This is a genomic window from Burkholderia sp. MSMB1498 (assembly GCF_001526245.1).
GTDB lineage: Bacteria > Pseudomonadota > Gammaproteobacteria > Burkholderiales > Burkholderiaceae > Burkholderia > Burkholderia savannae.
Map to the genome: position 1 here is coordinate 210365 of NZ_LOYJ01000066.1, position 19288 is coordinate 229652.

16 protein-coding genes are annotated in these 19288 nt (G+C 71.1%); 14 read left to right on the forward strand and 2 right to left on the reverse strand.

All coding sequences use genetic code 11. The features are described from left to right. Positions 1 to 31: 31 nt before the first annotated feature. The 12 genes from WS91_RS13195 to WS91_RS13250 all read left to right on the forward strand — a co-directional run bounded on the left by WS91_RS13195 (position 32) and on the right by WS91_RS13250 (position 12094). On the forward strand, positions 32 to 1489 hold the full coding sequence (locus WS91_RS13195; protein WP_059670385.1) for a type II and III secretion system protein family protein: 1458 nt from the start codon (positions 32 to 34) through the stop codon (positions 1487 to 1489). A gap of 32 nt (positions 1490 to 1521) precedes the next feature. Then, on the forward strand, positions 1522 to 1968 hold the full coding sequence (locus tag WS91_RS13200; protein ID WP_059575074.1) for a CpaD family pilus assembly lipoprotein: 447 nt from the start codon (positions 1522 to 1524) through the stop codon (positions 1966 to 1968). A 10-nt stretch (positions 1969 to 1978) separates the two neighbouring features. After that, a complete protein-coding gene (locus WS91_RS13205; RefSeq protein WP_038743095.1) occupies positions 1979 to 3214 on the forward strand; it encodes an AAA family ATPase in 1236 nt (411 codons plus the stop codon). Then, positions 3214 to 4797: a CpaF family protein gene (locus tag WS91_RS13210; RefSeq protein WP_059670425.1), complete on the forward strand. Its 1584-nt coding sequence runs from the start codon at positions 3214 to 3216 to the stop codon at positions 4795 to 4797. Before WS91_RS13205 ends, WS91_RS13210 begins: the two co-directional genes overlap by 1 nt. After that, positions 4794 to 5780: a type II secretion system F family protein gene (locus WS91_RS13215; protein WP_038743094.1), complete on the forward strand. Its 987-nt coding sequence runs from the start codon at positions 4794 to 4796 to the stop codon at positions 5778 to 5780. Before WS91_RS13210 ends, WS91_RS13215 begins: the two co-directional genes overlap by 4 nt. Next, entirely contained in the window at positions 5777 to 6724 is a 948-nt protein-coding gene (locus WS91_RS13220; RefSeq protein ID WP_038743093.1) for a type II secretion system F family protein, read from the forward strand. The genes WS91_RS13215 and WS91_RS13220 overlap by 4 nt, the downstream gene beginning before the upstream one ends. Continuing rightward, positions 6721 to 7824 (forward strand): tetratricopeptide repeat protein, encoded by a 1104-nt coding sequence (locus WS91_RS13225; protein WP_059670386.1) that lies wholly within the window; start codon positions 6721 to 6723, stop codon positions 7822 to 7824. The genes WS91_RS13220 and WS91_RS13225 overlap by 4 nt, the downstream gene beginning before the upstream one ends. Then, positions 7821 to 8249, forward strand: a complete 429-nt coding sequence (locus WS91_RS13230; RefSeq protein ID WP_038743091.1) for a TadE/TadG family type IV pilus assembly protein — start codon at positions 7821 to 7823, stop codon at positions 8247 to 8249. Before WS91_RS13225 ends, WS91_RS13230 begins: the two co-directional genes overlap by 4 nt. Then, a complete protein-coding gene (locus tag WS91_RS13235) occupies positions 8242 to 9270 on the forward strand; it encodes a pilus assembly protein TadG-related protein (RefSeq protein WP_038743090.1) in 1029 nt (342 codons plus the stop codon). The genes WS91_RS13230 and WS91_RS13235 overlap by 8 nt, the downstream gene beginning before the upstream one ends. Before the next feature lie 286 nt (positions 9271 to 9556). Beyond that, entirely contained in the window at positions 9557 to 10372 is an 816-nt protein-coding gene (locus WS91_RS13240) for an ABC transporter substrate-binding protein (RefSeq protein WP_038743089.1), read from the forward strand. Positions 10373 to 10622: 250 nt separating this feature from the next. Further along, positions 10623 to 11348, forward strand: coding sequence for an amino acid ABC transporter permease (locus WS91_RS13245; RefSeq protein WP_059575147.1), 726 nt, complete (start codon positions 10623 to 10625; stop codon positions 11346 to 11348). A gap of 2 nt (positions 11349 to 11350) precedes the next feature. Continuing rightward, on the forward strand, positions 11351 to 12094 hold the full coding sequence (locus WS91_RS13250) for an amino acid ABC transporter permease (RefSeq protein ID WP_038743088.1): 744 nt from the start codon (positions 11351 to 11353) through the stop codon (positions 12092 to 12094). A 358-nt stretch (positions 12095 to 12452) separates the two neighbouring features. On the opposite strand, the gene WS91_RS13255 is transcribed toward WS91_RS13250, so the two are convergent. Both WS91_RS13255 and WS91_RS13260 read right to left on the reverse strand, forming a co-directional pair. Continuing rightward, positions 12453 to 13811: a M23 family metallopeptidase gene (locus WS91_RS13255; RefSeq protein ID WP_059575066.1), complete on the reverse strand. Its 1359-nt coding sequence runs from the start codon at positions 13809 to 13811 to the stop codon at positions 12453 to 12455. A 320-nt stretch (positions 13812 to 14131) separates the two neighbouring features. After that, positions 14132 to 14791 carry a TetR family transcriptional regulator gene (locus tag WS91_RS13260; protein ID WP_038743086.1) on the reverse strand — a complete coding sequence of 220 codons (660 nt, stop codon included), beginning with the start codon at positions 14789 to 14791 and terminating at the stop codon, positions 14132 to 14134. 149 nt (positions 14792 to 14940) lie between these two features. Between WS91_RS13260 and WS91_RS13265 the strand changes: the two genes are divergently transcribed. Together WS91_RS13265 and WS91_RS13270 are read left to right on the forward strand one after the other, a co-directional pair. Then, complete coding sequence (locus WS91_RS13265; RefSeq protein WP_038743085.1) at positions 14941 to 16140, forward strand: MexX/AxyX family multidrug efflux RND transporter periplasmic adaptor subunit; 1200 nt, start codon at positions 14941 to 14943, stop codon at positions 16138 to 16140. A gap of 16 nt (positions 16141 to 16156) precedes the next feature. Next, positions 16157 to 19288, forward strand: coding sequence for a multidrug efflux RND transporter permease subunit (locus tag WS91_RS13270; protein ID WP_059670387.1), 3132 nt, complete (start codon positions 16157 to 16159; stop codon positions 19286 to 19288).

A 19288-nucleotide genomic window follows, 5' to 3' on the forward strand; every position in this document is an offset into this window, starting at 1 on the left:
AAGTGTCGATCGATCAGGAGGGCGAATCGAAATGATGAGTGTGATCGACGCGATCGGCGTGCGGCAAACGGCTTTGGCGGCGCCGCACGCGCTGCGTGCGCGAACGCGCACGCACGCGCGACGACGCAATACGGCCGCCGCGCTGTTATGGCTCCCCGCGGCGCTCTGCGCGAGCGCCGCGCTTCGGCCCGCGCGCGCGGCCGAGCCCGCGCGCGTGCTCGCCGTGCCCGCGGGCGGCGGCGAGATGGTGAAGCTGCCGGAGCCCGCGGTTGCGGTGTTCGTCGCGGACCCGGACGTCGCCGACGTGCACGTGCCGACGTCGCAGGCCGTGTTCGTGCTCGGCAAGAAGGCCGGCACGACGACGCTCTTCGCGCTCGGCGCGAACAACCGGACGATCCTGCGCGAGACCGTCGTCGTCGACGTCGACACGCCGTCGCTGCAGCGCATCCTCGACGCGCGCTTCCCGCAACTGCATCTGACGCTCGCGGGCGCGCCGGGCTCGCTGATGGTGAGCGGCCGCGTGCCGAGCGCATCCGACGCGGACGCCGTGATGGAGACGCTCAAGCCTTATCTGCGCCAGCAGGAATCGCTCGTGAACCGGCTGGCGCTCGAGAGGCCGATTCAGGTGCATCTGCGCGTGCGGATCACCGAGGTCGACCGCAACGTCACGCAGCGGCTCGGCATCAACTGGAGCGCGCTCGGCTCGAGCGGCAATTTCGTCGGCGGGCTGTTCAACGGCCGCACGCTGTTCGACACGACGTCGAAGGCGTTCGATCTGTCGCCGTCGGGCGCGTTCTCGGTGCTGGGCGGCTTTCACACGTCGCGCTACTCGATCGACGGCGTGCTCGACGCGCTCGACCAGGAGGGCCTCATCACGATGCTCGCCGAGCCGAACCTGACCGCGATCTCCGGCCAGACCGCGAGCTTTCTCGCGGGCGGCGAGTTCCCGGTTCCGGTCGCGCAGGACACGACGGGCGCGATCACGATCCAGTTCAAGCCCTACGGCGTGTCGCTCGACTTCACGCCGACCGTGCTCGCCGACAACCGGATCAGCCTCAAGGTGCGCCCGGAAGTGAGCGAAATCGATCCGACCAACAGCGTGACGACGGGCAGCGTCAAGGTGCCGGCGCTCACGGTGCGGCGCGTCGACACGACGGTCGAGCTGTCGAGCGGGCAGAGCTTCGCGATCGGCGGGCTGCTGCAGAGCAAGAGCAGCGACGTGCTCGCCGAGCTGCCGGGGCTCTCGCGGCTGCCGGTGCTCGGCAAGCTGTTCTCGTCGCGCAATTATCTGAACGACAAGACGGAAGTGGTCGTGATCGTTACGCCGTACATCGTGCAGCCCGCGAATCCGGGCGAGCTGCGCGACGCGCTCGACGACGTCACGCGGCCGAGCAGCGATATCGAGTTCGTGCTGCAACGCTCGCTCGGCATCGATCCGCTCGGCGGCGACGCGCCGCGGCTCGCGGGACCGGCGGGATTCGTCTACTGACGCCGCAAGACAGCGTTTCACGGAGGCATTCGATGGCGATTCGATCGGAACCCAAGCCGCGCCGCCGCGCGCACGGCGCACACGGCGCGCACCGCGCTCGCCGAGCGGCGGCGGCGTGCGCGGCGGCGGCGCTCGCGGCGCTCGCCGGCTGCATGTCCGGCCATCCGCCGTACGGGATGCCGGACGCGTCGGCGATCGGCTACGACGCGCGCACCGGGCTCGCGCGCGCGCCCGACTGCGCGGCGCTCGAGCAGCGCTCGCAGATGATCGACGCGGGCGGCGCGCGGCCCGGCGTGAGCTTCGGCTGCGCGACCTACGGCAACCTCGCGGCGATGCTCGCGCGCCCCGCCGATCTCGTCGCGCCGCTGCCTTACGCGGGCGCGGACGCGGCGCTCGGCGCGAGCGCGGTGCGCCGCTACGACGAAGGCCGGACGACGCCGCTCAACGCGACGTCGACGACCACCGCCGTCACGCATTGACGGAGGCGAGATGGGCGCATTCGACCTGATGAGCGGCGCGTCGCGCGCGAAAGACCTGCGCGCGGCGGCGAGCGGCGCGCGCCTGATCGCGATCGTCGCCGACCCGGCAAGCGACGAAGTGATCCGCAATCTGATCGTCGATCAGGCGATGGCGGGCGCGCACGTCGCGCGCGGTTCGATCGACGACGCGATCGCGCTGATGCGCGATCTCGCGCACGGGCCGCAGCACCTGATCGTCGACGTGTCGGGCGCGGCGATGCCGCTGTCCGATCTCGCGCGGCTCGCCGATGTCTGCGATCCGTCGGTGAACGTGATCGTGGTCGGCGAGCACAACGACGTCGGCCTGTTCCGCAACATGCTGCGCGTCGGCGTGCGCGACTATCTCGTCAAGCCGCTGACCGTCGAGCTCGTGCATCGCGCGCTGAGCGCGGCCGATCCGGGCGCGGCCGCGCGCACGGGCAAGGCGATCGGCTTCGTCGGCGCGCGCGGCGGCGTCGGCGTGACGAGCATCGCGGTCTCGCTCGCGCGCCATCTCGCGGAGCGCACGCGCCGGCGCGTCGCGTACGTCGATCTCGACTGCCACGGCGGCGCGGCGTGCTCGATGTTCGGCGTCGTCAGCAACCAGGGGCTCGTCGAGCTGCTGCAGAATCCGCAGCGGCTCGATGCGCAACTGATCAACCAGGCGATGGTCGCGCAGAGCGACCGGCTGTTCGTGCTGTCGGCCGAGCTGCCGTACGACAGCGAGCCGCCGCTGCGCGCGGGCGCGATCGCGGGGCTCGTCGGCGCGCTCAGGCATCAGTTCCATTACGTGCTGCTCGACCTGCCGGAACGCGCGGGGCGGCTCGTCGACGACGCGCTCGCCGCGTGCGCGAACGTCTACATCGTCGCCGACCGCTCGGTGCATGCGGCGCGCGAGGCGGCCCGGCTGTTGCGCCATGCGGAGGCCCGCGACGGCGGCGCGCACGCGTCGCTGATTCTCAACAACGCGCAGCAACCGGTGCGCGGTCGCGTCGAGGCGGCCGATTTCGCGCGCGCGGTCGGGCGCGCGTCGATGCTCGAGCTGCCGTACGAGCCGCAGACGCTCGCCGTCGCGGAGAACCTCGGCGCGGCGCTCGACGCGGCGCGCGGCGGTGCGTTCGCGGCCGGCATCGTCGCGCTCGCGCAAGGGCTGACGGGCGCGGATGCGGCGCCCGCCGAACGCCGGCCGTGGTACGCGCGGCTCGCCGGCGCGCGCGGGAGGCGGTGATGTTCGGCCGGCGCGTTTCGTCTTCGTTCGTTCCCGGCGCGGGCCGCGACGCGCGCGAGTTCGCGGACGCCGCCGCGCCCGGCGCCTGTGCCGACGCGACGACGGCCGACGCCGGCGGCCAGTCGCGTGCACAAGACGAGGCCCGCGCGCCGCGCGTGAATTCGCCCGCCGACGCGCGGCAGGGAAGCGGCGCGCCGCCCGCGGCCCCGCCTGCGCCGCGTGACGATCGCGGCAATGCCGGCAATGTCGACCATCGCGACGATCACGACGATCGCGACGATCGCGACGATCGCGACGGTCACGCGCAAGACCGCCACGAGGCGCTGATCCGCTCGGAGACGTTCAAGACGATCCGCGCGGTCGTGTTCTCGTCGATGAACATGTCGGCCGCGCTGATGATGTCGCGCGCGGAGGTGCGCGAAGGCATCGAGCAGACGGCCGCCGACGTGATCGCGCGCGAGCGCCTCACCGTGACGCTCGCCGAGCAGGCGCTCATCGTCGACGAGATCCTCAACGACATGTTCGGCGTCGGCCCGATCGAGCCGCTCCTCGCGGACGAGCGCGTGACCGACATTCTCGTGAACGGGCCCGATCAGGTGTACGTCGAGCGCGCGGGCAAGCTCGAGCTCACGCCGCTCAAGTTTCGCGACAACGCACACGTGATCAACGTCGCGCAGCGCATCGCCGCGGCGGTCGGGCGGCGCGTCGACGAGAGCAGCCCGATGGTCGACGCGCGGCTCGCGGACGGCAGCCGCGTGAACGTCGTGCTGCCGCCGATCGCGATTCGCGGCGCGTCGATCTCGATCCGCAAGTTCGCGAAGCGCAACATCACGCTCGCGCGGATGGCGCAGCAGGGCAACCTGTCGCAGCCGATGGTCGAGGTGCTGAAGATCGCGAGCGCGTGCCGCCTCAACATCGTGATCTCGGGCGGCACGGGCTCGGGCAAGACGACGCTGCTCAACGCGCTGTCGCACTTCATCGATTCGCACGAGCGCATCGTGACGATCGAGGACGCGGCCGAGCTGCAGTTGCAGCAGCCGCACGTGGTGAGCCTCGAGACCCGCCCGGAAAACAGCGAGGGGCTGGGCGGCGTGTCGCAGCGCGATCTCGTGCGCAACGCGCTGCGCATGCGCCCCGACCGGATCATCCTCGGCGAGACGCGCGGCCCCGAGGCGTTCGACGTGCTGCAGGCGATGAACACGGGCCACGACGGCTCGATGACGACGATCCACGCGAACACGCCGCGCGACGCGATCACGCGCCTCGAAAGCATGGTGATGATGGCCAACGGCAACCTGCCGCTCATGTCGATCCGCCGCCAGATCGCGAGCGCGGTGCACATGATCCTGCAGATCGAGCGGATGCGCGATGGCGTGCGGCGCGTCACGCGCGTGACCGAGATCGCCGGGATGGAGGGCGACGTCGTGATCACGCAGGATCTGTTCGCGTTCCGCTACGACGCGAGCGCGTTCCAGGAGCAGGTGCACGGCATGTTCGAATCGTCGTCGCTGCGTCCGGCGTTCGCGCAGCGCGCCGCGTATTACGGGCTCGAGGGCGCGCTGCTCGGCGCGTTGCAGCCGTGAGCGCGGCGGACGTCGTCGCCGTCGGCGCGTTCTTCGCGATCGTCGTCGCGGGCTTCATCGCGCGCGCGCTGCGCGATCTCGCGCGCCGGCGGCCCGCCGCGCGCGTGCGCTCGCGCGTCGACGCGCTGCGCGATCCGCGCGCAGCGGCGCGGCCCGCGCAGGCGGCGCGCGTCGGCTTGCAGCTGTTCACCCGCACCCACGGCGACGGCGATGACGGCGTGTTGCGCGCGTGGCTGCGCGCGCGCGGCGAGCGCGTGCGCACCGCGGCGGGCAGCGGCGGCATGCGCGCGATCGCGATCGCGGCCGCGCTCGCGGCGCTCGCCGGCTTCATCGGCGCGTCGCTCGCGGGCGCCGCGCCGTGGCTGCGCGTCGCGATCGCGGCGTCGCTCGCGGCCGGCGCGGCGCGCGCCGTCTACCGAATCCTGATCGCGCGCTTCAAGCAGCGTTTCCTCGCGGTGTTTCCGGACACGCTCGATCTCATCATCCGCGCGGTGCGCGCGGGCATTCCGGTCGCGCAGGCGATCGGCACCGCGGGCCGCGAAAGCGAGGAGCCCGTGCGCGCGACGTTCCGCGCGATGGGCGATGCGCTGCACGTCGGCGCGGATCTGAAGGATGTGCTCGAGCGGCAGGCCGAGCGCCTGCAGCTCGCCGACTTTTCGTTCTTCGGCGTGTGCCTCGTGCTGCAGCGCGAGACGGGCGGCAACCTGACGGAGACGCTCGAGAACCTGTCCGGCATCATCCGCACGCGCCGCGACATCCGGATGAAGACGCGCGCGCTGACGGCGGAAGGGCGCATCGCGAGCAAGATCATCGCGGCCGTGCCGTTCGCGATCGCCGCGTTCCTGTTCGTCGTCAATCGGCCGTACGTCGCATTGCTGTTCGACACGCGCGCGGGGCACAAGATGCTGATCCTCGCCGCCGTGCTGCTCACGATCGGTCTCGCGATGATTCGCAAGATCGCCAACCTGGATACGTCGCGATGAACCCCGCCGCGCTGTCGATCGCCGTCCTCGTTGCGCTCGCCGCCGCCGCGGCGCTGCTCGCGTGGCTGCTCGCGCGCGACGTCGCGATGCGCAGGCGCGTCGCGCAGCGCGCGCGCTCGAGCGCCGCGCGCGCGTCGGCCGTCTACGCGAGCGCCGGCGACGGCGCGCGCAGCGTGCCGCGGCGCGTCGCGCAACGGGTCGCGTCGCTCGGCGAGCGCGTGCCCGTCGTCGATGCGACGCAGCGGATGAAGCTCGCCGCGCGGCTCGCGAACGCGGGGTTTCGCGAACGCCGCGCGGTGTCGGTGATGGCGGGGCTCAAGCTCGTCGTCGGCGCGAGCGCGGGGCTCGCCGCGCTCGTCGTCGGCGCGCACGTGCCGCGCGTCGGCGACTACTTCGTGCTGCGCGCGCTGATGATGGCGGGCGCGTTCGTGATCGGCATGATGCTGCCCGAGCATGCGCTCGGCTTCGCGGTTGCGCGCCGCCAGAAGACGATCGCCGCGTATCTGCCCGACGCGCTCGATCTGCTCGTGATCTGCACGAACGCGGGCAACAGCCTCGCGGTCGCGGTGCGGCGCGTCGCATCCGAGCTGAAGGCGATCTGCCCGCCGCTCGCCGACGAATTCTCGGTTTGCGCGGACGAGCTGCAGATCGGCGGCGACGCGGCGTTCGCGCTCAACGCGATGGCCGCGCGGATCGGCCTGCCGTCGATGCGCGCGCTCGTGACGACGCTCGTGCAGTCGCAGCAGTACGGCACGCCGATCACGCAGTCGCTGCGGATGCTGTCGCGCACGGAGCGCGCGATGCAGATGATCGCGCTCGAGGAAAAGGCGGCGAAGCTCGCGCCGAAGATGACGCTGCCGATGATGCTGTTCGTGATGCCGACCGTCGCATTGATCGCGGCGGGGCCGGCGGTGATTCGACTGATAGCGGTGTTCCACAAATGAACGAGCGACATTTCGACGACGCATGCGATCGCGTATGCACGGCGCCGCGCATCGGGCGCGGACGGCACGGAAAGCGTGGGGAGCTTGAGGGGCCTGAGGGGACTAAGGGGCGCGGCGCGCACGTGGGGCGCGCGGGCCGCATCCGCCGCGCGATGCCGCTCGTGCTCTTTTGCGCGGCGCTGCTCGCGGGCTGCGCGAGCCATGGCGCGTTACAGCCGCGGCCGCTGATGTCGCAGCGCGGCACGCTCGGCGACAGCGATCTGACGGTCGCCGAGAGCGCGCTCGCGGCCGGCAACACGGAGCTCGCGGCGACGCTCTTCGAGCGCGCGCTGAAGGCCGACCCGCGTTCGCTGCCCGCGCAGGTCGGGCTCGGCGACGCGATGTACCAGACGGGCGACTTCGCGCGCGCCGGCGTGCTGTACGCGGGTGCCGCCGCGGCCGCGCCGGACGATCCGCGCGCGCAGCTCGGCTTGGCGCGCGTCGCGCTGCGCGAGCGCCGTCTCGACGACGCGCTCGCGCGCTACGCGAAGCTCCACGGCGCGCATCCGGAGAACATCGCGGCAGCCGCCGGCCTCGGCACGGTGCTGGATCTGCAGGGGCGGCACGACGACGCGCAGCGCGTCTATCGCGCGACGCTCGCGCGCCATCCGGACGCGCAGGCGCTCAGGACCGATCTCGGCCTGTCGCTCGTGCTCGCGAATCGCGCGCGCGAAGGCGCGAACGTGCTGCTCGACGTCGCGGGGCTGCCGAACGCGCCCGCGCAGGCGCGCGAGGATCTCGCACTCGCGTACGGGATGCTCGGCAACGACGCGGCCGCGAAGCGCATTCTCGTTCACGATTTGCCGGCGGCGTCGGCGGAGGACAACTTGCGCTTCTATCGCAACGTGCGCGAGCGGCGCGCGGCAGCCGCGACGACCGGGGCTACGGGGGCTACGGGGGCTACAGGGGCAGGCACAGACGCGGCGGCGACAGCGGCGACCGGCGAAGCCGGCGCGACCGCCGCTGCGCGGGCGACCGGCGGCGCCCGCGCAAACGGCGCGGCTGCCGACGCAGTCGCCGACGCCGGGCGCGCGTCCGTTCGCGCGGAGGCCGTCAAATGACACGCGTGGCCCGCCTCGCGCACGACGAGCGCGGCGTGGTGTCGCTCGAATTCGTGCTGGCGTTTCCGTTCATGATGCTCGTGCTGTTCGGCATCGTCGACACGAGCCTGCTTCTCTGCGACAAGGCGGTGATCACCAACGCGAGCCGCGAGGCCGCGCGCGCGGGCGTCGTCGTGCGCGTGCCGCAGCTGGCCGCGGCCGACATCGAGAACGTCGCGCTGTCGTACGCGCAAGGCAGTCTCGTGAGCGGCGGCACGGTCGGCGCGCCCGTCGTCGCCGTCGACCAGTCGGCCGGCACGTCGCCCGGCAGCCCGCTGAAAGTGACCGTGAGCTACACGTATCAGGGCCTCGTGCTCGGCTCGGCGCTGAGCTCGCTGACGGGCCCGATCACGCTGACGGCCGTGACGGTGATGAACTATGAATGAGCGTCGCGCCGCCGCGCGCCGCCGCGAGCGCGGTTCCGTCGTGCTGTGGTTCCTGCTGTTCCTGCCGGTGCTGCTGCTCTTCGGCGCGTTCGCGATCGACTTGCCGCGCGTCGCCGCCGCGCGCAACGAACTGCAGAACGCGGCGGACGCGGCCGCGCTCGCCGGCGCCGCGTCGCTCTCGTCGAGCCCGGGCGCGCCCGCATGGGCCGCCGCCGCGAGCGCGGCGAGCGCGGCGCTGCCGCTGAACGCCGCCGACGGCGCGACGCTGTCGGTCGGCGTCGTGCAGACGGGCTACTGGAACCTGACGGGCACGCCCGCCGGCCTCGAGCCCACGACGCTCGTGCCCGGCGCGTACGACGCGCCGGCCGTGCAGACGACCGTCACGCGCGCGGCGGACCAGAACGGCGGGCCGCTCGCGCTGCTGATGGGTGGCTTCCTCGGCCTCGTCGGCACGCCCGCCGCGGCGACGGCGGTCGCGGTCGCCGCAGCGCCGTCGACGGTCGGCGCGGGCGGACTCTTTCCGATGGTCATCGACCGGTGCGTGCTCGATCAGTACTGGAACGCGCAGACGGGCGCGCCGAGCGTCGATCCGACGACGGGCGCGCCGTACGAGTTCCAGGTCGGCAACGGCCAGACATACGGCGGCACCTGCTATGCCGGGCAGTGGACGTCGTTTCTCGTCAACGCGAACGACGTGCCGACCGTTCGCGCACTGATGGCGAACGGCAATCCGACGCCGCTTTCGATCGGCGACGCCATCTGGATCGAGCCCGGCGTGAAGACCGCGCTCTATTACGACGTGCCGGTCGGCGCGACGGTCGTCGTGCCGGTGGCCACGCAGATCAGCAGCAAGACTTACGTGCCCGTCGTCGCGTTCGCCGCGTTCCACATCGACGCGTCGGACGGCGCGAACATCAAGGCGGTGACCGGCCACTTCGTCGGCGGCTACCGGATTCCGGCGAGCGCGGGCGGCGTCGGGCCCGCGTACGGCGCGTACGTCGCGCCGCGTCTCGCGTATTGAGCGCGGCGCGGGCCGGCCCGCGGATTGGTGCGCGGGTGGGCGCGCGGATTGGCGTGATCGAGCGGCCACGCCTGTCGCCGCGCCGCGCGGGCCCGGCGCGAACGCGCCGCCTCGGATGTCGCGTGCGCATGCGATAGCACGAAAACTGCTGAGTTCAGCAGCATTTCTTGGTTCGAAAATGGTGCATGCACTGATACGGTGACGAACTCGCAGCGCGTCGCGCTGCGTCGCTCATCCGGCCGGACGCGTCGCGCCGGCACCTTCCTAGAACAAGAGAAACGCGCCAATGAAACTCAAGCCACTCGCTACCTGGCTCATCGGTTTGTCGCTCGTCGCCGCGCATGCGGCCGCGCACGCGGACCGTCTCGACGACATCAAGAAAGCCGGCGTGCTGCGCGTCGCGACGTTCGACAGCAACCCGCCGTTCGGCTTCGTCGATCCGAAGACGAACCGGATCGTCGGCCTCGACGTCGACTACGCGCAGGCGCTCGCCGACAAGCTCGGCGTCAAGCTGAAACTGCAGCCGACCAATCCCGCGAATCGCATTCCGTTCCTGACGTCGGGCAAGGTCGATCTCGTGCTCGCGAACTTCACGATCACCGACGAGCGCGCGAAGCAGGTCGACTTCAGCATTCCGTATTTCGCGTCGGGCCAGCAGTTCCTCGCGAAGAAGGGCGCGCTGAAATCGGCCGACCAGTTGAGCAGCCTGCGCATCGGCGCGGACAAGGGCACGACGAACGAAGTCACGCTGCGCGAGAAGTATCCGAAGGCGACGATCGTCGCGTACGACGACACGCCGTTCGCGTTCGCCGCGCTGCGCGCGGGCAACGTGCAGGCGATCACGCAGGACGGCCCGAAGCTGATCGGCCTGCTCGCGAACGTGCCGGACAAGCAGAACTACGAGATTCCGGCGTTTACGATCTCGAACGACTACATGGGCGTCGGCGTGCCGAAGGGCGAGACGCGGCTCGTCGCGTTCGTCAACGGCGCGCTGAAGGACCTCGAGGCGAACGGTCGCGCGGGCCGGATCTACGACGCATGGTTCGGGCCGGGCACGAAGACGCCGCTCACGCGGATCTTCAAGATCGGCGACAAGAGCTGAGCGCGCGCGCGAAACGCGCGGCGATGCGAGAGCGTCGGGCGCGCGATCCGCGCCCGACGCTCTCGCGCGCGAAGCCGGGCGTGCGCAAGACGCGCGCATCCGGCGTCGCGCGGAGCCCGGCGCGGGCCGCATGCAAACCGCACGCGGCCCGCAATCGAATCGTGCATGATCCGTGCGCGATCGCGCGCGGCCGGCGCCTCACCCGACACGCAACATGCGGCCGCCTCGCCGGCGGCCCGAAGCAGACAAGATGGACGCCTGGCTCGCTCCGAAGTATCTGATGTGGTTGTGGCAGGGCTTCCTGCTGACGCTCGGCCTGTCGCTCGCGGCGGCGGTCACGGCGACGTTCGCGGGCTTCGCGCTCGCGATCGCGCGGCATGCGAGGCGCGCGTGGCCGCGGCGCGCGGCGGCCGCTTACGTCGTCGCGTTTCGCAACACGCCGCTCGTCGTGCAATTGCTGTTCTGGTATTTCGGCGTCGCGTCGCTGCTGCCGGAGCCGCTGATGGCCTGGCTGAACGCGCGCCACGCGATCGCGGCGGGCGGCGTGGAGCTGCGTTGGCCGTCGTTCGAATTCGTCGCCGGCTGGGTCGGCCTCAGTTGCTACACGAGCGCGTTCGTCGCCGAGGAGTTTCATGCCGGGCTGCGCGGCGTGCCCGCCGGGCAGTATCACGCGGCGAGCGCGCTCGGCCTTTCGCCGCTGCAGACGTTGCGCTTCGTCGTGCTGCCGCAGGCGGTGCGAATCGCGCTGCCGCCGCTCTTCGGGCAATACATGAACCTCATCAAGAACTCGTCGCTGACGATGGCGATCGGCGTCGCCGAGCTGTCATACGCGTCGCGGCAGGTCGAGACCGAGACCTTCCGGACGTTCGCCGCGTTCGGCGTGTCGACCGTGCTGTACGTCGCGGCGATCGCGGCCGTCGAAGCGTTCGCGCAGTGGATGGTCCGGCGTCGCGATCGCACGTTCGCGGGGCGCTGACGATGGATCTGTCGATACTCGCGAACAATCTGCCGTACCTGCTCGTCGGCGCGTTTCCGGACGGCCCGCTCGGCGGCGCGGCGCTGTCGCTCGCGCTCGCGCTCGCATCGGCGCTCGCGTCGGCCGTGCTCGGCGTCGCGGGGGGCGTCGCGCTCGCGCTCGCGACGGGCGCGCTGCGCGGCGTGCTCGTCGTCGTGATCGGCTTTTTCCGCGCGATTCCGGTGCTGATGCTGATTTTCTGGACGTACTTCCTGCTGCCCGTGTTGCTGCACGCCGACGTGCCGGGGCTCGCGGCCGTCGTGTGCGCGCTGTCGCTCGTCGGCGGCGCGTATCTCGCGCACTCGGTGCACGCGGGCATTCGCGCGGCGGGCGACGGGCAGTGGCAGGCGGGGCTGTCGCTCGGGCTCACGCGCTGGCAAACGGTGCGCCACGTGCTGCTGCCGCAGGCGGCGCAAATCATGACGCCGTCGTTCGTCAACCAGTGGGTGTCGCTCGTGAAGGACACGTCGCTCGCCTACATCGTCGGCGTGCCGGAGCTGTCGTTCGTCGCGACGCAGGTCAACAACCGGCTGATGGTGTATCCCGCGCAGATCTTCCTGTTCGTCGGCGTCATCTATCTGATTCTCTGCACCGCGCTCGACGTCGCGGCGACGTGGCTGCTCGCGCGCAACCGGCGCGCTTCGCCGCGCGGCGGCGAAGCGCCGCATGCGGGCGCCGCGCAGCCGGCATCGAGCGGGCCGAGGTAGCGTCGCGGCTTCGCCGCAGCTCGACGAAAGGCGCGGGAGGGCAGGGGCGCGTCGTCTTGGCGAGCGGCGCGATGGAGCTCGACGCATGCACGCATGCATCCATTCGACCCATTCGACCCATTCGACGCATTCGACGCGCGCGGCGTGTCCGGCGTAGGCGCCGCCAGCGACGCATCGAGCTCGATGCGTCGACATCGACGGCGCGTGCGACGCCCACGACTCCGGTCACGGCGACGCATGCGCCTGGCGACGAGCTTTTCGCGGCGGCCGCGAGGCGTAGCCGAATGCGTCGCGTCGCGCCGCGCGAATCGAGATCCCGCGTGCCGGCGCACGCGGGGCTTTGCACGCTACCGCATCGTCACGACGACGCGTAGTGCGTGTTGAAGATCGCGCGCAGCGTCGACGAATCGGTCGCGAACTCGGCCCACAGCGGCGCGTCGATCTGCGCGAAGCCGAGCGGCCGCGCGTCGCTCGACGCGAGCCGGAAGCGCGCCTCGCTCGCGACGCGGCGGAACGCGTCGAGCTGCATCGCCGACAGCGTGTTCTGCGCGTCGGCGAGCGCGACGAGCGGATCGACCGGCTGATCGTCGACGCGCACCTCGAAGTGCAGATGCGGGCCCGTCGCCGCGCCCGTCGCGCCGACCGCGCCGATTCGCTGGCCCTGCGCGACCGTCATCCCGGCCTCGAGCCCCGGCGCGAACGCCGACAGGTGCGCGTAGTAGGTCGACGTGCGATCCGGATGATCGATCACGACGTACTTGCCGTAGCCGCCCGGATCGTAGCCGACGAACGACACGACGCCCGCCGACGCGGCGTTCACGCGCGTACCGGCCGGCGCGGCGAGATCGACGCCCGTGTGCATCTGCAGGATGTGCGACAACGGATGGATGCGCTCGCCGAAGTACGAGCTGATGCGCGTGCTGACGACGGGTATCGTGAGCGCGGGCGCGTCGAGCGGCGCGCCGTCGAACGCGTAGTACGCGCCGCTCGCCGCGCCGGGCGCCTTGAACCAGACCGCGCCGAAGCGGCGGCCCGCGACGCGCAGCTCGAGCGCCGTCACGCGCGGCTTGGCCGATGCGGCGTCGAACGCGATCCGGTAGCGGTCGCCCGGCTGCGCGTTCGCGTGCGACTGCACGCGGTCGGCGATCAGGTCGCCGATCTGTATCCGCACTTCGGGCGGGATGTCGATCCGATTGAGGGTATCGGCGAGCGACTGCTCGATCGGCCCGGCGCGCACGCCGCTGTCGATCGGCGCGAGCACCGAATCGGCGAGCGAGAACGCGCGGCTGCCGTAGCCGAGCAGCTCGTTGCGGTGCTCGGCGAGCGGCGCGAAGAGGCCGGGCGGCGCTTGGCCGGGCATCGGGGCGGCGGCCGACGCAGCGGTTTGCGCGGCGAGCGTTCGCAGCGGCGCGTCGGGCGGGCTTTGCTCGCCGATCACGCGTTCGAGCTCGCCCGTGACGAAGCGCTGCGCGCTCGGAAACGGCGCGTCGGCGAACACGCGCTGCGGCGCGCGCGCGGCGTTCGCGGTCGACGAATCGGGCGGCTTCGACACGGCGGGCAACGCCGCGAGACCGAACGCGATCAGCGCGCCGAGCGCGCCCGCCGTGGGCAGCTTGCGTCTGAGCGATCGGGCAGAGGCGGCTTGCGCCGGCGATCCGGCGACGGACGCGGGATCGTCGGAAGAAACGAAAACGGTATGCGCGATTGGCTTGGCCAAGGGGGTCCACATCCTTGAAAAAGGCAGTTCGAACGAAAGGGTGTGGGCGGCGGCTGCGGCGAGGCACGCGTCGGGGCGGGCCGGCAGCGCCAGGGCGTTCAACGCAGCGGGGCGCGATCACGACCGGACCGCGCCCCGCTGCGCGCCGTTCGGCCCAACGACGCGGACCATGTCCGCTCCGAACGGCGATTCGAATTCCGAGGGTTCAAACCCATATGAAGAATCGACACCAGCTAGAGTGACCGCCGCGCGCGCGCAATTGTTCCGCAGTCTTGACGACTTTATAAAGGGGCCCGACTGTCGATGCGCGGCGTGCACGCTCAGCGCGCGGCCGTGCGCGCCATGCAATCTTCGGCGACGCGCAGCGCGGGCGACACGCGCAGCGCGTCGACGCCCGCGTCGAGCATCGCTTCGGCATCGTCCCAGCGGTCGCCGCGCAGCCGCGTCGTCCAGATCATCGAGCCGAAGATGCCTTCGAGCAGCGACAGCAAATAGACGCCCGCGAGATGCACGTCGAGCGACGCGTCGAGTTCGCCCGCGCCGACCGCGCGGCGCAGCAGCGCCTTCGTGATCCGCAGCGCCTGCAATTCGTAGAGCGCGCGCCGGCGCAGCAGCGGCGCATTTTCCTCGCTCTGCTCGCACTTCATGTAGAGGATCTCGAGCACGCGCTGCATCGAGCCCGGCTCGCCGCATTGATGCAGGTAGTGCGACGCGGCGAAGCGCAGCGTCGCGAGCGCGGGCCGCTCGTCGGACAGCTCGAAGCCCTCGACCGCGCGCGAGAACGCGCGGTCGCACATCGCGACGCACACCTCGGTCTTGCCTTTGAAGTGCCCGTAGACGGCGCCGCGCGACATCCCGGCCGCCTCCGCGATGTCGGCCATCGCGGTCTGGCCGACGCCTTTCTCGAGCAGCACGAGCTCGGCGGCGTCGAGGATTCGGTTCTTCGTGTTCAACGATTCTTCGCGCGTCTTGCGGGCCATGTGGGTCGATTCTCCCTTTCTTTCGATTGTTTGTCGCTTTATTACGACATTCTATCAAGCGACACTATTTAATCAGTCGTGACTGATTATAATCGATCGCCCTGACCGGCCCCGATTTGTCCCGGGCCGAGCGAATCGCGAGGAAAACAATGACATACGAATGGGCACGCACGCGTCGCAGGTGGGCGGCGCTCGCCGCCGCGGCGTTCATCGCGGCCGGCTGCGGCAAGCGCGAAAGCGGCGACGAGGCGGCCGCGCCGCGCGAGGCGAGCGTCGTCACGGTGAAGAAGACGTCGGTGCCGCTCACGGTCGAATTGCCGGGCCGGCTCGACGCATACCGGCAGGCGGAGGTGCGCGCGCGCGTCGCGGGCATCGTGACCGCGCGCACGTATGAAGAAGGGCAGGAAGTGAAGCGCGGCGCGGTGCTCTTCAAGATCGATCCCGCGCCGTTCAAGGCGGCGCGCGACGCGGCCGCGGGCGCGCTCGACAAGGCGCAGGCCGCGCATCTCGCGGCGCTCGACAAGCGCCGCCGCTACGACGAGCTCGTGCGCGACCGCGCGGTGAGCGAGCGCGACCACACCGAGGCGCTCGCCGACGAGCGGCAGGCGAAGGCCGCCGTCGCGTCGGCGCGCGCGGAGCTCGCGCGCGCGCAGCTCGAGCTCGACTACGCGACCGTCACGTCGCCGATCGACGGCCGCGCGCGCCGCGCGCTCGTCACGGAAGGCGCGCTCGTCGGCCAGGATCAGGCGACGCCGCTCACGACCGTCGAGCAGCTCGATCCGATCTACGTGAACTTCTCGCAGCCGGCCGCCGACGTGGAATCGCTGCGGCGCGCGGTGAGGAGCGGGCGCGCGGCGGGCATCGCGCAGCGCGACGTCGAGGTGACGCTCGTGCGCCCGGACGGCAGCGCGTATGCGCGCAAGGGCAAGCTGCTGTTCGCGGATCTCGCGGTCGATCCGTCCACCGACACGGTGGCGATGCGCGCGCTCTTCCCGAATCCGGAGCGCGAGCTGCTGCCGGGCGCGTACGTGCGGATCACGCTCGATCGCGCGATCGCGCGCGACGCGATCCTCGTGCCGCGCGACGCGCTCCTGCGCGCGGCCGACAGCGCGACCGTCAAGGTGGTCGGCGACAACGGAAAGATACGCGACGTGACGGTCGAGGCCGAGCAGATGAAAGGCCGCGACTGGATCGTCACGCGCGGGCTCGCGGGCGGCGAGCGCGTCGTCGTCGACGACGCCGCGCAATTCGAAGCAGGCGCGACCGTGAAGGCGGTCGAGCGCGGCGCGCCCGCGCAACCGGCGTCGCAGCCGGCCGCGGCGGGCGCGCCCGCGAAGCGCCAAACCTGACAAGCACGACACGATCATGGCTCGTTTCTTCATCGATCGCCCGGTGTTCGCCTGGGTGATCTCGCTATTCATCATGATGGGCGGCGTCTTCGCGATCCGCGCGCTGCCCGTCGCGCAGTATCCGGACATCGCGCCGCCCGTCGTCAGCATTTACGCGACATATCCGGGCGCGTCCGCGCAGGTCGTCGAGGAATCGGTCACGGCCGTGATCGAGCGCGAGATGAACGGCGTGCCCGGCCTGCTGTATACGTCGGCGACGAGCAGCGCCGGCCAGGCGTCGCTGTACCTCACGTTCAAGCAGGGCGTGAGCGCCGATCTCGCGGCCGTCGACGTGCAGAACCGCCTGAAGACCGTCGAGGCGCGGCTGCCCGAGCCCGTGCGGCGCGACGGCATCTCGGTCGAGAAGGCGGCCGACAACATCCAGCTCGTGGTGTCGCTCACGTCGGAGGACGGGCGGCTGTCGGCGGTGCAGCTCGGCGAATACGCGTCGGCGAACGTCGTGCAGGCGCTGCGGCGCGTCGAGGGCGTCGGCAAGGTGCAGTTCTGGGGCGCCGAATACGCGATGCGGATCTGGCCGGACCCGGTCAAGATGGCGGCGCTGAACCTGACGGCGTCGGACATCGCGGCCGCCGTGCGCGCGCACAACGCGCGCGTGACGATCGGCGACATCGGCCGCAGCGCGGTGCCCGACAGCGCGCCGATCGCGGCGACTGTGCTCGCCGACGCGCCGCTCGCGACGCCCGACGCGTTCGGCGCGATCGCGCTGCGCGCGCGCGCCGACGGCTCGACGCTCTTCCTGCGCGACGTCGCGCGCGTCGAGTTCGGCGGCAACGACTACAACTATCCGTCGTTCGTGAACGGCAAGACGGCGACCGGCATGGGCATCAAGCTCGCGCCGGGCTCGAACGCGGTCGCGACCGAAAAGCGTATCCGCGCGACGATGGACGAGCTGTCGACGTTCTTCCCGCCGGGCGTCAAGTATCAGATTCCGTACGAGACGTCGTCGTTCGTGCGCGTGTCGATGAGCAAGGTCGTGACGACGCTCGTCGAGGCGGGCGTGCTCGTGTTCGCGGTGATGTTCCTCTTCATGCAGAACCTGCGCGCGACGCTGATTCCGACGCTCGTCGTGCCCGTCGCGCTTCTCGGCACGTTCGGCGCGATGCTCGCCGCGGGCTTCTCGATCAACGTGCTGACGATGTTCGGGATGGTGCTCGCGATCGGCATCCTCGTCGACGACGCGATCGTCGTCGTCGAGAACGTCGAGCGGCTGATGGTCGAGGAAAAGCTGCCGCCGTACGAGGCGACCGTGAAGGCGATGAAGCAGATCAGCGGCGCGATCGTCGGGATCACCGTCGTGCTGACGTCGGTGTTCGTGCCGATGGCGTTCTTCGGCGGCGCGGTCGGCAACATCTACCGGCAGTTCGCGCTCGCGCTGGCGGTGTCGATCGGCTTCTCGGCGTTTCTCGCGCTGTCGCTCACGCCGGCGCTCTGCGCGACGCTGCTCAAGCCGGTGGCCGGCGACCATCACGACAAGGGCGGCTTCTTCGGCTGGTTCAACCGCTTCGTCGCGCGCTCGACCGGCCGCTACACGCGGCGCGTCGGGCAGGTGCTCGAGCGCCCGCTGCGCTGGCTCGTCGTCTATGGCGCGCTGACGGCGCTCGCGGCGCTGCTGATCACGAAGCTGCCGACCGCGTTCCTGCCGGACGAGGACCAGGGCAATTTCATGGTGATGGTGGTGCGCCCGCAGGGCACGCCGCTCGCGGAGACGATGCAGAGCGTGCGGCGCGTCGAGGAATACGTGCGCGGCGAGGAGCCGAGCGCGTACACGTTCGCGCTCGGCGGCTTCAACCTGTACGGCGAGGGGCCGAACGGCGGGATGATCTTCGTCACGCTGAAGGACTGGAAGGAGCGCAAGCGCGCGCACGATCAGGTGCAGGCGATCGTCGCGCGGATCAACGAACGCTTCGCGGGCACGCCGAACACGACGGTGTTCGCGATGAATTCGCCCGCGTTGCTCGACCTCGGCTCGACGGGCGGCTTCGATTTCCGCTTGCAGGATCGCGGCGGGCTCGGCTACGCGGCGCTCGCCGCCGCGCGCGAGAAGCTGCTCGCCGACGGGCGCAAGAACCCCGTGCTCGCCGATCTGATGTTCGCCGGCACGCAGGACGCGCCGCAGTTGAAGCTCGACATCGATCGCGCGAAGGCGTCGGCGCTCGGCGTGTCGATGGACGAGATCAACGCGACGCTCGCGGTGATGTTCGGCTCCGACTACATCGGCGATTTCATGCACGGCGCGCAGGTGCGCCGCGTGATCGTGCAGGCCGACGGGCCGCACCGGCTCGATCCCGATGACGTGACGAAGCTGCGCGTGCGCAACGCACGCGGCGAGATGGTGCCGCTCGCGGCGTTCGCGACGCTGCAATGGACGATGGGCCCGCCGCAGCTGACGCGCTACAACGGCTTCCCGTCGTTTACGATCAACGGCTCGGCGGCGGCCGGGCACAGCAGCGGCGAGGCGATGGCGGCGATCGAGCGGATCGCGTCGGCGCTGCCCGCGGGCGTCGGCTATGCGTGGTCCGGGCAGTCGTACGAGGAGCGGCTGTCGGGCGCGCAGGCGCCGATGCTGTTCGCGCTGTCGGTGCTCGTCGTGTTTCTCGCGCTCGCGGCGCTGTACGAGAGCTGGTCGATTCCGTTCGCGGTGATGCTCGTCGTGCCGCTCGGCGTGATCGGCGCGGTGGCGGGCGTCACGCTGCGCGCAATGCCGAACGACATCTATTTCAAGGTGGGGCTGATCGCGACGATCGGGTTGTCCGCGAAGAACGCGATCCTGATCGTCGAGGTCGCGAAGGATCTGGTCGCGCAGGGGAGGTCGCTCGCCGACGCGGCGCTCGAAGCGGCGCGGCTGCGGCTGCGCCCGATCGTGATGACGTCGCTCGCGTTCGGCGTGGGCGTGCTGCCGCTCGCGTTCGCGACGGGCGCCGCGTCCGGCGCGCAGGTCGCGATCGGCACGGGCGTGCTCGGCGGCGTGATCAGCGCGACGCTGTTCGCGATCTTCCTCGTCCCGCTCTTTTTCGTGTGCGTCGGCCGCGTGTTCGACGTGAGCCCGCGCCGCCGCGGCGGCGCGAATGCGGCCCTGGAGATCAAGTGA

Coding starts and splice junctions, on each gene's coding strand:
- WS91_RS13195 (WP_059670385.1), top strand. CDS start 32: ATGATGAGTGTGATCGACGCGATCGGCGTGCGGCAAACGGCTTTGGCG.
- WS91_RS13200 (WP_059575074.1), top strand. CDS start 1,522: ATGGCGATTCGATCGGAACCCAAGCCGCGCCGCCGCGCGCACGGCGCA.
- WS91_RS13205 (WP_038743095.1), top strand. CDS start 1,979: ATGGGCGCATTCGACCTGATGAGCGGCGCGTCGCGCGCGAAAGACCTG.
- WS91_RS13210 (WP_059670425.1), top strand. CDS start 3,214: ATGTTCGGCCGGCGCGTTTCGTCTTCGTTCGTTCCCGGCGCGGGCCGC.
- WS91_RS13220 (WP_038743093.1), top strand. CDS start 5,777: ATGAACCCCGCCGCGCTGTCGATCGCCGTCCTCGTTGCGCTCGCCGCC.
- WS91_RS13225 (WP_059670386.1), top strand. CDS start 6,721: ATGAACGAGCGACATTTCGACGACGCATGCGATCGCGTATGCACGGCG.
- WS91_RS13230 (WP_038743091.1), top strand. CDS start 7,821: ATGACACGCGTGGCCCGCCTCGCGCACGACGAGCGCGGCGTGGTGTCG.
- WS91_RS13235 (WP_038743090.1), top strand. CDS start 8,242: ATGAATGAGCGTCGCGCCGCCGCGCGCCGCCGCGAGCGCGGTTCCGTC.
- WS91_RS13240 (WP_038743089.1), top strand. CDS start 9,557: ATGAAACTCAAGCCACTCGCTACCTGGCTCATCGGTTTGTCGCTCGTC.
- WS91_RS13245 (WP_059575147.1), top strand. CDS start 10,623: ATGGACGCCTGGCTCGCTCCGAAGTATCTGATGTGGTTGTGGCAGGGC.
- WS91_RS13250 (WP_038743088.1), top strand. CDS start 11,351: ATGGATCTGTCGATACTCGCGAACAATCTGCCGTACCTGCTCGTCGGC.
- WS91_RS13260 (WP_038743086.1), bottom strand. CDS start 14,791: ATGGCCCGCAAGACGCGCGAAGAATCGTTGAACACGAAGAACCGAATC.
- WS91_RS13265 (WP_038743085.1), top strand. CDS start 14,941: ATGACATACGAATGGGCACGCACGCGTCGCAGGTGGGCGGCGCTCGCC.
- WS91_RS13270 (WP_059670387.1), top strand. CDS start 16,157: ATGGCTCGTTTCTTCATCGATCGCCCGGTGTTCGCCTGGGTGATCTCG.